The 11,733-nt window shown below is 65.7% G+C and carries 13 protein-coding genes; 1 reads left to right on the plus strand and 12 read right to left on the minus strand.

Going from position 1 to position 11,733, the window contains the following annotated elements; genetic code table 11:
- Window positions 1-97 precede the first annotated feature (97 nt).
- The 3 genes from rplS to QM615_RS02985 form a co-directional block, all read right to left on the minus strand.
- Window positions 98-439: a 50S ribosomal protein L19 gene (rplS, locus tag QM615_RS02975; protein ID WP_027496692.1), complete on the minus strand. Its 342-nt coding sequence runs from the start codon at window positions 437-439 to the stop codon at window positions 98-100.
- A gap of 132 nt (window positions 440-571) precedes the next feature.
- Window positions 572-1,426 (minus strand): hypothetical protein, encoded by an 855-nt coding sequence (locus QM615_RS02980; RefSeq protein ID WP_149405660.1) that lies wholly within the window; start codon window positions 1,424-1,426, stop codon window positions 572-574.
- Window positions 1,427-1,543: 117 nt separating this feature from the next.
- Window positions 1,544-3,883: a Tex family protein gene (locus QM615_RS02985; protein ID WP_149405566.1), complete on the minus strand. Its 2,340-nt coding sequence runs from the start codon at window positions 3,881-3,883 to the stop codon at window positions 1,544-1,546.
- A gap of 68 nt (window positions 3,884-3,951) precedes the next feature.
- On the opposite strand from QM615_RS02985, the gene QM615_RS02990 reads away from it, so the two are divergent.
- Complete coding sequence (locus QM615_RS02990; RefSeq protein ID WP_149405565.1) at window positions 3,952-4,905, plus strand: serine hydrolase family protein; 954 nt, start codon at window positions 3,952-3,954, stop codon at window positions 4,903-4,905.
- A gap of 5 nt (window positions 4,906-4,910) precedes the next feature.
- Here the strand turns inward: QM615_RS02990 and trmD are convergent, their stop codons facing one another.
- The 9 genes from trmD to QM615_RS03035 all read right to left on the minus strand — a co-directional run bounded on the left by trmD (window position 4,911) and on the right by QM615_RS03035 (window position 11,618).
- The gene (gene trmD / locus QM615_RS02995; RefSeq protein WP_149405564.1) at window positions 4,911-5,591 is read right to left on the minus strand and encodes a tRNA (guanosine(37)-N1)-methyltransferase TrmD; all 681 of its coding nucleotides are present in this window, start codon (window positions 5,589-5,591) and stop codon (window positions 4,911-4,913) included.
- A gap of 3 nt (window positions 5,592-5,594) precedes the next feature.
- Window positions 5,595-6,137 carry a ribosome maturation factor RimM gene (gene rimM / locus QM615_RS03000; protein ID WP_269593618.1) on the minus strand — a complete coding sequence of 181 codons (543 nt, stop codon included), beginning with the start codon at window positions 6,135-6,137 and terminating at the stop codon, window positions 5,595-5,597.
- A gap of 14 nt (window positions 6,138-6,151) precedes the next feature.
- Complete coding sequence (locus QM615_RS03005; protein ID WP_027496687.1) at window positions 6,152-6,394, minus strand: RNA-binding protein; 243 nt, start codon at window positions 6,392-6,394, stop codon at window positions 6,152-6,154.
- Window positions 6,391-6,867, minus strand: a complete 477-nt coding sequence (gene rpsP / locus QM615_RS03010; RefSeq protein WP_037189654.1) for a 30S ribosomal protein S16 — start codon at window positions 6,865-6,867, stop codon at window positions 6,391-6,393. Before rpsP ends, QM615_RS03005 begins: the two co-directional genes overlap by 4 nt.
- Window positions 6,868-7,055: 188 nt before the next feature.
- On the minus strand, window positions 7,056-7,319 hold the full coding sequence (locus tag QM615_RS03015; protein ID WP_283346996.1) for a CPBP family intramembrane glutamic endopeptidase: 264 nt from the start codon (window positions 7,317-7,319) through the stop codon (window positions 7,056-7,058).
- Between the two features lie 7 nt (window positions 7,320-7,326).
- A complete protein-coding gene (locus QM615_RS03020; protein WP_283346997.1) occupies window positions 7,327-7,890 on the minus strand; it encodes a hypothetical protein in 564 nt (187 codons plus the stop codon).
- Window positions 7,887-8,993, minus strand: a complete 1,107-nt coding sequence (locus tag QM615_RS03025) for an amidohydrolase family protein (protein ID WP_283347161.1) — start codon at window positions 8,991-8,993, stop codon at window positions 7,887-7,889. The genes QM615_RS03020 and QM615_RS03025 overlap by 4 nt, the downstream gene beginning before the upstream one ends.
- A gap of 17 nt (window positions 8,994-9,010) precedes the next feature.
- Window positions 9,011-10,570, minus strand: coding sequence for a signal recognition particle protein (gene ffh, locus QM615_RS03030; protein WP_269593617.1), 1,560 nt, complete (start codon window positions 10,568-10,570; stop codon window positions 9,011-9,013).
- Between the two features lie 127 nt (window positions 10,571-10,697).
- A complete protein-coding gene (locus QM615_RS03035) occupies window positions 10,698-11,618 on the minus strand; it encodes a M23 family metallopeptidase (protein ID WP_269593727.1) in 921 nt (306 codons plus the stop codon).
- Between the last annotated feature and the right edge of the window lie 115 nt (window positions 11,619-11,733).

Raw genomic sequence — 11,733 nt, forward strand, 5'->3', positions numbered from 1 at the left:
GTGGAACGCGGGTCGACCGCGGGCAGAACGCACCATGCCGCGTCGCCCTGACAGGCAACGCGGCATGGTGTGAACTGATGTGTCCGGGCGGAACCGGTCAGCGCTTTTCCTTGATCTTGGCGGCCTTGCCACGCAGATCGCGGAGGTAGTAGAGCTTGGCGCGACGGACGTCACCGCGGGTGAGGACCTCGAACTGAGCGATGTTGGGGCTGTGCACCGGGAAGGTGCGCTCGACGCCGACGCCGAACGAGACCTTGCGGACCGTGAACGTTTCGCGAACGCCACCGCCCTGACGTCGGATGACGACGCCCTTGAAGATCTGAATGCGCTCCTTCGAGCCTTCGATGACCTTGACGTGCACGTTCAGCGTGTCGCCGGGACGGAAATCGGGGATGTCGCTACGCAGCGACTGATTGTCGAGAAAGTCCAGAGTGTTCATCGGTTGTGCCATCCTTGCGTTCTGCGCATGAGTAGAGGAACCGAGCGGCTCGCTGACACAGCGGCTCGACTGGTTCGTACTCCGAGTGAGGTCCGTGCCTGCTAGAGGCAACCCGACCATTGTGCCAGACCATCAGGCGTTCGACGAAATCGGCGCTTCTCGGCTCGCCGCCGTCCCGCTCGGCATCGGCGCAGGCAATACCGTCCGCGCCAATTCCTGCTCGGTGGCCTCACGTGCATGCACGATGCTCGGTTTGCCTGCGATCGCGTCCTGAAGATAGATCTTGGCCCGGATGATCGGCCGTCGCCACCGCTTCTCCCGGCGCAGTGCGCGTTCCATTTTCTTCGGCCTGGTGGTGTAGCGCCACCTCGCCCACGGGGCACTCGGCCTGCTCAACCGCACCGCGGCCAGAACGAGGATCGGCAGGACGAACAGCCCGAGCAGCCCGGTCCAGATTTTTCCTTTGAGCAGTACCACGACACCAAGCGCGAGATTGGCCAGGGCCAACACCGCCAGGGTGCCGCGCACCCACGGGTCGGGATCGGCCCGGAAGCCGGCCGGGCTGAGCAGCTCCAGAGGGTGCAAGCCGAGCAGCAGCAGGCCGGTGAATCCCACTGCTGCGAACACGGCGTCCACCGATGTGCGCCCCTGTTCGGACCAGTAGACATCGCGGAGATAGAAGATCAACGCGAACTCGTCGAGGACGAGAGCAGCCCCGATACCGAAGACCGCTGCCAGCACCGCCCCGACCGACTCGGAACCGTCGACGTACACCGCGATCAAGCCGATCCCCGCGAGCAGCATCAGCACGATCCCGAAGACGACATGGTGGATGTGCTGACCGCCGGGCGTGATGTTTCCCGGCCACCACTTCACATCTGCGCGAATCATCCTGACGCTGAGTCGGATCAGCAGAAACCCCACCAACAGCCCCAGTAGAAAACACAGCAGCGGCAGGCGGCCGTGATCGATGACCCCGTGTTGCAACCACCTCACGTGTGGCTCACGTCCTTCCTGCCGAACGGCCGAACGACCGGTGAATCACCTTTCACACTATTCGTGTTCGGGACCGCCCAGGGCAGCATCGACCCGAGGATCCGCCCGCTATTTTCCGAATCCCGCCTTCCGTAGCGCATCGGCCATGGAACCGGCCGCCGGTGCTGCCGACTGGCCGCCGCCGCGCTGTGGGCGCGCGTCTCGACTGCGGTTGCTCTGGCCGCTGCCCGCAGCTCGGCCCTGGCCTCGGGGCCGGTCGGGCTGCTGTCCGCGAGAGGCGTCCTTGCCGCCACCGGCACCGGGCTCGTCGTCCAACCGCAGACTCAGGCCGATGCGCTGCCGCGGGAGGTCGACCTCCATGACCTTGACGCGCACCACGTCACCGGACTTGACGACCTCGCGGGGGTCCTTGACGAAGTTGTGCGACATCGCCGAGACGTGCACCAGCCCGTCCTGGTGCACACCGACGTCGACGAACGCGCCGAACGCTGCCACGTTGGTCACGACACCTTCGAGCGTCATACCCGGCTTCAGATCGGCGACCTTCTCGATACCGGCGGCGAAGGTGGCGGTCTTGAACTCGGGGCGAGGGTCGCGTCCCGGCTTCTCGAGTTCGGAAATGATGTCGGTGACGGTGGGCAGACCGAATCGCTCGTCCACGAATTCGGCAGGGTCGAGACCTCTCAGCAGAGCCGTGTTACCGACTACCTCGCGCACACCCAGGCCTGCCTTGCCGACGATGCGCCGCACGACGGGATATGCCTCCGGGTGAACACTCGACCGGTCCAGGGGATCCGCTCCCCCGGAGATACGAAGGAATCCGGCGCACTGCTCGAAAGCCTTGGGGCCCAAACGCGGTACATCTTTGAGCGTGCTGCGGCTGGAGAACGGACCGTTCTGGTCGCGGTGCGCCACGATGCTCTCGGCGAGAGAGCCGGCGATACCGGAGACCCGCGAGAGCAACGGAACCGACGCGGTGTTGACGTCGACGCCGACGGCGTTCACCGCGTCCTCGACTACGGCCCCGAGGGAACGGGCCAGCAGGGTTTCGGAGATGTCGTGCTGGTACTGCCCGACGCCGATGGACTTGGGATCGATCTTGACCAACTCGGCCAGCGGATCCTGCAACCTGCGGGCGATCGAGACGGCACCGCGGATCGATACGTCGAGTTCGGGCAGCTCGCTCGAGGCGTACGCGGAAGCGGAGTACACCGACGCTCCGGCCTCGGACACCACCACCTTGGTCAGGTTGGCGGCAGGGAACTTGGCGATCAATTCTGCTGCCAGCGAGTCGGTTTCACGCGATGCGGTGCCGTTGCCGATGGCGATCAGTTCGACCTTGTGCTTGGCGGCCAGGCCGGCGAGGGTGGCCACCGCCTGATCCCATTTGCCCTGCGGCTTGTGCGGGTAGATGGTGTCGTGGTCGACGACCTTGCCGGTGGCGTCGACGATGGCGACCTTGGTGCCGGTACGGAAGCCCGGGTCCAGGCCCATGGTGGTGCGGTTGCCGGCCGGTGCGGCGAGCAGCAGATCCTTGAGGTTGCTCGCGAAGACGTCGACGGCGTCCTTCTCGGCCGACTGACGCAGTCGCATACGAGTGTCGAGGGAGACGGTCACCAGCATCTTGGTGCGCCACGCCCATCGGACGGTATCGAGCAGCCACTTGTCGGCAGGCCGTCCTCGATTCTCGATCCCGAACTTGGTCGCGATCCGACCTTCGTAGACGCTCGGCACCCCGGGGGTCGGTTCGTCGCGCTCGGGCTCGAAACCGAGGGAAAGTATTTCTTCCTTCTCGCCTCTGAGCGTGGCGAGAATTCGGTGCGAGGGCAGGCTCGTGAACGGTTCCGAGAACTCGAAGTAATCGGAGAACTTGGCACCCTCCTCCTCCTTGCCCTTGCGAACCGACGCGACGAGCTTGCCGGATGTCCACATCAGTTCGCGCAGCTCGCCCACCAGGTCCGCGTCCTCGGCGAAGCGCTCGACGAGAATCGCCCGTGCGCCGTCGAGTTGCTCCTGATCGAACTGGGCCGGGTCGGTGGTGGGGTCGGAGAACAGAGCGTCGGCGACGGGCTCGTGCCCGGCCTCACGCGCGATCTGAGCCTTGGTTCGACGCTTGGGCTTGAACGGCAGATAGATGTCCTCGACGCGCGCCTTGGTATCGGCCAGCATCAGCGACTGCTCCAGCGCGTCGTCGAGCTTGCCCTGCGAGCGGATGGACTCGATCACGGCGTCTCTGCGCTCGTCGAGCTCGCGCAGATACCGAAGTCGCTCATCGAGCTGACGCAGTTGCGTGTCGTCGAGGGTGCCGGTGACTTCCTTGCGGTAGCGCGCGATGAACGGGACCGTCGACCCGCCGTCGAGCAGTTCCACGGCGGCACGAACCTGTTCTTCACGAACGTCGAGTTCTTCGGCTATGCGCTTGTTCACAGATTTCAGAGCAGTGGTCACGGCGATGGACCCTACCGCTACTGTGGGACAAGTCGGTCAGCGGTTCAACGTGTGGGAGAGATACGCGGATGGTCAGGGGGTCTCGGTTCCTGGCTGCAGCCTGCGCCTCCCTGATACTGGCCGGATGCTCGGCTCCTCCCGACGACCAGATCGGTGACTCCGCCTCGAAGGACACCGCCGAGACGTCGGCGTCGCCCTTTCCCGACATGAAAAAGGTCGACGGCGTAGCCCTCGAAGCTCGTATCCCGATGGCGATCGCGTCGGCCCAGGCCCGCGGTGCCGACGTCGATTTCGCACTGTTGGATCGTCAGACCGGCTCCTACTACAGCAGCAATGCCGATATCCAGGTCGAAACCGCGTCGGTATCCAAGCTCTTCATCGCCGACGAGGTGTTGTTCCGAGCGCAGTCGGAGAACCGTCCGGTCTCTGCCGACGACCTGACCACCATGACCAGCATGCTCGAGTTGTCCGACGACAACGCCGCGTACACGCTCTGGTATCGCTACGGCTCGTCGGAGATCGTGCGCACGGTTGCGGCTCGCTACGGCTTGACGAGCACCACTCCGCCCGGGGACGACGAGTGGTACAACACCGAGACCACGCCCAGCGACCTGGTCGGTTACTACGCGGGGTTGCTCAACGGCAGCGGCGGTCTGACCACGGCATCCACGGACATCGTGATCGGAATGCTTCGCCGTTCGGCACCGATCGCCGCGGACGGCTACAAGCAGCATTTCGGGATCGTCGACGGTTTGCCCGGCGAGAGTGTGCACGCTGTGAAACAGGGCTGGATGTGCTGCGTATCCGATCGGTGGGTACACCTGTCGACGGGCACCATCGGTGTCGACAACCGCTACGTTCTGGCTCTGTCGTCACGCGAGGACATCTTCTACGCCGACGACATGGAAAGCTATCCGGACACCGCGGTGGTCGACGTCAGTGACGACGCCAGCGCGCTGCATGCCAGGGACACTCTCACCGGATTCGTCTCGATGCTCTTCCCCGACGGCACCGTCAGCTGAATTCGTCAGTCCTGCAACAGGTCCGGACGACGCTCGGCGGTCCTGTCCAGTGACTGCTGTCGGCGCCACGCAGCGATCTTGGCGTGATCACCCGAGAGCAGTACCTGCGGAACGTCGAGATCACGCCACTGTGCGGGACGCGTGTAACTCGGCCCCTCGAGCAGACCGTCGGAAAACGAATCCTCCTGGTGCGACTGCTGATTGCCGAGAACCCCCGGCATCAGTCGCACCACGGCCTCGGCCATCACGAGAACAGCCGCTTCGCCGCCGATGAGCACGTAGTCGCCGATGCTGACTTCCTCGACACGGACCCGACGTGCGGCGTCGTCGAACACTCGTTGATCGATGCCTTCGTATCGGCCGCAGGCGAATACGAGATGCTGCTCGGCGGACCATCGCTCGGCTGTCCGCTGGGTGAACGGCACACCGGCAGGCGTCGGGACGACGAGGAGAGAATCGTCGGTCAGCACGTCGTCGAGTGCGTCTCCCCAGACGGTCGGCTTCATGACCATTCCCGGTCCGCCGCCGTACGGCGAATCGTCGACGGCCTTGTGCACGTCGTGAGTCCACGACCGCAGATCGTGGACCTCGACCGAGACGAGGCCGCGGTCGATTGCTTTGCCCAGCAACGCGGTTCGGAGCGGCGTGAGGTATTCGGGAAAGATGGTGACGACGTCGAGGCGCACGATCTACTCCGGATCCAGCAGACCCTCGGGCGGATCGATCTCGATCGTCTTGTCTGCCAACGACACCGTCGTCACGATGGCCGCTACGAACGGCACGAGGATTTCGGCACGTGCTGCTTCGCCGGAACTCGGATCCGGCGTGATGGAGAGCAGCTCCCCCGCTGCGGAGTGGAGAACTTCGCGGACCGTTCCCACGACGGTGCCGTTGGTCAGGATCACCGTGAGGCCTTCGAGTTCGTGGTCGTAGAACTCGTCCGGGTCGTCGGACGGCGGAAGGTCGGTGGATTCGACGACGAACAGAATGCCCCTGAGTTGGTCGGCGGCCGTCTTGTCGTCGATACCGTTCAGACGCAGCAGAAGCCGCCCGGAGTGTTCCCGGACGGCGTCCACTGTGTACGAGGCTGGTTCGGCGTTCGATCGAGGCTTGCGGCCCGAGAGAACGGTTCCTTCGGCGAAGCGGTCGTCGGGGTTGTCGGTGCGAACCTCGACGACGACTTCGCCTTTGATGCCGTGCGACTTCGCGACACGGCCGATGACCAGCTCCATGATGGGTACGTGACCTACTGGTCCGTGTCGACCACGTCGACGCGGATGCCGCGACCACCGATTCCCGAGACGAGAGTGCGCAGTGCCGTAGCGGTACGACCGCCACGGCCGATGACCTTGCCCAGATCGTCGGGGTGCACGTGGACCTCCACGGTGCGGCCACGACGGCCGGTGATCATCTCGACGCGAACGTCATCGGGATTGGCGACGATGCCGCGAACGAGGTGTTCGACGGCATCGGCGACAACGGCACTCACTTCTCAGCAGCCTCGGCGGCCGGCGCGTCTGCCGTCTCGGTTGCTGCAGCGTCGGTGGTCTCCGCAGCGGCGTCGTCGGCCTTGGGAGCCTTCTTCTTCTTGGCGGTGGTGGCCTCGCCCTGGGGCTCGGAGTCGGCCTGCGCCAGTGCGGCGTTGAACAGGTCGAGCTTGGACGGCTTGGGCTCGGCGAGGCGGAGGGTTCCCTCGGCACCGGGGAGGCCCTTGAACTTCTGCCAGTCGCCGGTGATCTTGAGCAGAGCCTCGACCGGCTCGGTCGGCTGTGCGCCCACGCTCAGCCAGTACTGCGCCCGCTCGGAGTTGATCTCGATGATGCTGGGGTCCTGCTTGGGCTCGTACGTGCCGATGGTCTCGATCGCACGGCCGTTACGACGGGTGCGGGCATCGGAGATGACGACGCGGTAGTGCGGGGTGCGGATCTTGCCGATACGCATGAGCTTGATCTTGACAGCCATGTTCTGGTGAAGCCTTTCGAAAGTTGGTCACGGCGCAATTCAGCGGTCCGCACGGCATGCGAACCCGGTTTTGCGTTGAAGGGTGTTGTGACCGCCGCTCGGTACGTAACCGGATGACGGGCGAACAGCTGTTCATTGTGCCAGACGGGTCGCACTATCGGTGAATCGGGCCCGCAGAACCACTCCCGTCAGGCGAGCAGGACCACCAGGGCAGGAAGGGTGTTGTTCAACGAGTGTGCCGTGATCGACGCGACGATCGAACCGGAGCGCATTCGAGCGATTCCGATTGCGAATCCTCCCCACAGCAGCACCACCAGGCGCCACCACTCTCGGTGCCACACCGCGAACAACACCGCGGTGATCGCCAGGACCACCCATCGGTTGCCCAACCAGGCCATCGGCATCGGGCGGGTGCGTTTCTCGAGCGCTCCCCACAGCATGCCGCGGAACATCGTTTCCTCACAGATCGGTGCACCGAGCCAAATCCACAGAGCCAGAACGATTTTCAAGCCGACTGCCGTATCCGTGACCGTGCCGAGGGGCGTCGGGTCGCCGACTTCGATACGGGACAACAGAATCAGAGCCAGCACTATGCCGCCGACCACGGGCGACGCCACCCCACGCCAACCCGGATCGGAGGTGCCCGAGAAATTCGGGGATGGATCTGGGGAGGCCGAAGTCGACGACGGGGCCGTTGCCCCGCGACTTCGAGATGGCCACCGCCACTCCCGTGGCGAGCAGGCTCGGGATCATGATGCCCACCACGAAAACGGCCGAGGCGTCCGACGTCACGACGAGGCCGAGAACCAGGAATCCGGCCAGATTGAGCCCCAGCACCAGCGCCGCGGCCGGCAGTCCCCACCGTTGGCCGCGTCTGCGTTCGAGCGCGGCCTGCTCGGCGCGCCAGTAGGTTTCGGACAGTCCCGATCCTTGCTGATGAACGTGATTCATCGGAGCCAGACCGGCCCAGCTGGGGCGGTCGGGATCGGCTCGTCCTGCGCCGCCGTCACCCGAATCGGTCACCCCGGGACCGTCGATCCACTCGTCGTGCGGCCGCGCCGGTCGGTCACTCGTCCGCGAAGGATCACCAGATCCGGGTTGGACAGCACATCCGGTCCGCCTCGCGGATCTTCGGAGTAGACGACGAGATCGGCGGGCGCGCCGTGTTCGAGCCCCTGTCGACCCAGCCACGACCGGGCCTCCCAGCAGGCGGCACCGAGTGCATCGGTCGGTGAGAGTCCAACGGCCGCGAGTGCGGCGACCTCGTCGGCGATACGACCGTGCGCGATCGAACCGCCTGCGTCGGTGCCTGCGTAGATCGGAATGCCTGCGTCGTGAGCTCGTCCGACGGTATCGGCGACGCGTTCGTGCAGCGCCCGCATGTGCCGGGCGTAGCCGGGATACCGGGTGGCGGAGTCGGCGATGCCGGGGAACGTCTCGATGTTGATCAGCGTCGGTACCAGTGCGGTGCCGTGATCGACCATCATCTCGACGGTCTCGTCGGTCAGGCCGGTGCCGTGTTCTATGCAGTCGATTCCCGCCGCGATCAATCCGGGCAGGGCATCTTCACCGAAGACGTGTGCGGTCACCCGCGCGCCCTCGGCGTGGGCAGCGGCGATGGCGTCGACGAGGATCGAGTCGTTCCACAGCGGTCGGAGATCTCCCACCGAGCGGTCGATCCAGTCGCCGACGAGCTTGACCCAGCCATCGCCGAATCGTGCCTGTTGGGCCACCGCCTCGGGCAGCTGCGATTCGTCCTCGATGTCGATTGCCAGACCCGGGATGTAGCGCTTGGGTGATGCGATGTGACGGCCCGCTCGGATGATGCGGGGAAGGTCCTCGTATTCGTCCAGCTCGCGTGTGTCGACCGGAGACCCGGCGTCGCGCAACAGCAGCGCGCCGACGCCTCGCTCGGTCTCGGCCTGGCGGATCGACCCGATCAGGTCGGTGTGTCCCCCGCCGTATTCGATTCCGACATGGCAGTGGGCGTCCACCAGACCAGGCAGAATCCAGCCGCCGTCGTGAACGAGATCGGCATCCGCGATCGGCTCCGTGGACAGGACGCCACCCTCGATCCACAGATCGATCTCGGACCCGTCCGGCAGTCCGCGGCCCCGCACCCGCATCGCCGACACGTGCGCGCTTACTTCTTGGGTAGTTTCAGCTGCGACAGATCGATGCCTTCGAGCCCCGGTGGCAACTGGTCGAGGCCCTTGGGCATGGACGACAGGTCGGGCATTCCGGCAGGCATTCCGCCCGGCATGCCCGGGAATCCACCGCGGATCTTCGGCTGCGTCGGGCCGCGTGCACCCTTCTTGCCCTTCTTGCCCTTCTTGTTGTTCCGCACCTGCTTGCGCGCGCCCGGCATTCCCATCCGACCGGCCATCGCAGACATCATCTTGCGCGCCTCGAAGAATCGGTCGACCAGCTGATTGACGTCGGAGACCTTGACGCCCGAGCCGTTCGCGATACGGAGTCGACGCGACGCGTTGATGATCTTCGGGTCGTTCCGCTCCTGTGGCGTCATGCCGCGGATGATCGCTTGCACGCGGTCGAGTTGTTTCTCGTCGACGTTGGCGAGCTCTTTCATCTGCCCGGCACCGGGCAGCATGCCCAGCAGGTTTCCGATGGGTCCCATCTTGCGGACGGCCATCATCTGCTCGAGGAAGTCGTCGAGCGTGAGTTGCCCCGAGCCGATCTTGTTGGCCGTCGCCTCGGCCTGCTCGGCATCGAAGTGCTGTTCGGCCTGCTCGATGAGGCTCAGCACGTCGCCCATGCCGAGGATGCGGCTGGCCATGCGATCGGGGTGGAAGACGTCGAAGTCCTCGAGCTTCTCACCGGTCGACGCGAACATGATCGGCTGGCCGGTGACCTCGCGGACACTCAGCGCGGCACCGCCGCGAGCATCGCCGTCGAGCTTGGTGAGAACGACGCCGGTGAAGCCGACGCCGTCACGGAACGCCTCGGCGGTACTGACGGCATCCTGGCCGACCATCGCGTCGAGAACGAACAGAGTCTCGTCCGGCTGGACCGCGTCACGAATTCCCGCGGCCTGACTCATCAGCTCGGTGTCGATGCCGAGGCGACCAGCGGTGTCGACGATGACCACGTCGTACTGCTTGCTTCGAGCCTCGGCGATGCCGGCCCGGGCGACCTCGACGGGATCCGCGGCCGAGACTCCGAGTGCATTGTCGCCGCCCCCGATGGACGTGCCCGGATGCGGCGCGAAGACGGCGGCACCGGCGCGCTCGCCCACGATCTGCAGCTGGCTCACGGCACCGGGACGCTGGAGGTCGCACGCGACGAGCAGTGGGGTGTGGCCCTGGCCCTTGAGCCATTTCGCGAGCTTGCCCGCCAGCGTCGTCTTACCCGAACCCTGCAGACCGGCGAGCATGATCACCGTTGGCGGGTTCTTGGCGAACACGAGCCGGCGAGTCTCGCCGCCGAGGATGCCGACCAGTTCCTCGTTGACGACCTTGACTACCTGCTGGGCGGGGTTGAGCGCGCCCGAGACCTCGGCACCCTTGGCCCGGGTCTTGATGCGGCTGATGAACTCACGTACGACGGGCAGTGCCACGTCCGCTTCGAGCAGGGCAAGACGGATCTCACGGGCGGTAGCGTCGATATCCGCGTCGGACAGTCGACCTTTGCCACGCAGGTCCTTGAGAGTCCCGGTCAACCTGTCGGAAAGGGATTCGAACACCGATTGCACTCCTGAGCTAGCCGATCACCGAAAACGAGCCGAATCCGGCACGGTCACCACACTAGCGGCAGCACGCCGCGTCGTCGCTGGGGCGTTCGACTGTCGTGTCGAACGTGGCGATGTCGAGTCAGGCCAGGCGCGCGGAATCGTTCCACGTCACTGCAACTCCCCGCGTCGCGAGCCACTGCGCGGGGTCGACCTTGACGCCGGAGGGATCGTGTACCTCGAAGTGCAGATGCGGGCCCGTCGACTGGCCGCGGTTGCCCACGGTTGCGATCTGCTCACCTGCCGCCACGCGCTGGCCGGGCTGAACCGAGAAGTCGTTGACGTGCCCGTAGACCGTCTCGGTGCCGTCGTCGTGCCGCACCTTGACCCAGAGACCGAAGCCGGATGCAGGTCCTGCGTCGGACACGGTGCCGTCAGCGGCGGCGTAGATGGGCGTTCCGATGGGTGCCGCGATGTCGAGGCCACTGTGCTGGGTTCCCCACCGCGAGCCGAAGTTGGACGTCAACACTCCTGCCACGGGCTGCACTGTGCCCTTCTTCAGCGAGCGCAGGCTGTCGAGAGGAGACTCCGTACCCAACTGCCCCAGGCCGACGTCGTCGAGCCATTGCTGGGCGGCGGCACCGGGATCGGCGACTCCGAACGAAGCCAGGGGGTCCGCGGTCGGAGCCGGTTCCGCAGCAGGCGCGGGTGCGGTAGGCGCGGCCTCGGGCGGTGCCGGCTGCGACGGTGCGGGCGGTGGCGCGAACTGTGGGGGAAGGAACTGCGGGAGTTCGAACTGGGGCAGCTCGAATCCCGCAGGCAGCAGACCCTCCGGTACGGCGAACGGCAGTCCTGCTGCGGGTGGCTCGGGGATCGGCGCGGCACCTGCGGTACCGGCACCCATCGTCGTGGCACCGACGACGATCGCGCCCGTCGCGGCGACGATGGTTGCCGCGCGTCGACCGAGGTCGGGTGTGTCCTGTACGGCGCGGTGTCTGCCGCTCGTCGGACGTGCCGCGATGTCGGTCGGTGTGTGGACGGTCGACCGTCGGTGGGATCCCACAGTTGGTGCCTCTCGAAAGATCAGGAGTGGAGCCTGCAGGAACGACGTGGTTCGAGCAGTGTGGAGCCTGCAGGAACGACGTGGTTCGAGCAGTGTGGAGCCTGCAGGAACGACG

The sequence above is a fragment of the Rhodococcus sp. IEGM 1341 genome (assembly GCF_030056895.1).
In the GTDB taxonomy this organism is placed as follows: Bacteria; Actinomycetota; Actinomycetes; order Mycobacteriales; family Mycobacteriaceae; genus Rhodococcoides.

Excerpts from the sequence above, each read along its gene's own strand:
- rplS (WP_027496692.1), bottom strand. The coding sequence starts at position 439 with ATGAACACTCTGGACTTTCTCGACAATCAGTCGCTGCGTAGCGACATC.
- QM615_RS02990 (WP_149405565.1), top strand. The coding sequence starts at position 3,952 with ATGGTCAGGGGGTCTCGGTTCCTGGCTGCAGCCTGCGCCTCCCTGATA.
- rimM (WP_269593618.1), bottom strand. The coding sequence starts at position 6,137 with ATGGAGCTGGTCATCGGCCGTGTCGCGAAGTCGCACGGCATCAAAGGC.
- rpsP (WP_037189654.1), bottom strand. The coding sequence starts at position 6,867 with ATGGCTGTCAAGATCAAGCTCATGCGTATCGGCAAGATCCGCACCCCG.
- QM615_RS03015 (WP_283346996.1), bottom strand. The coding sequence starts at position 7,319 with ATGTTCCGCGGCATGCTGTGGGGAGCGCTCGAGAAACGCACCCGCCCG.
- QM615_RS03025 (WP_283347161.1), bottom strand. The coding sequence starts at position 8,993 with ATGCGGGTGCGGGGCCGCGGACTGCCGGACGGGTCCGAGATCGATCTG.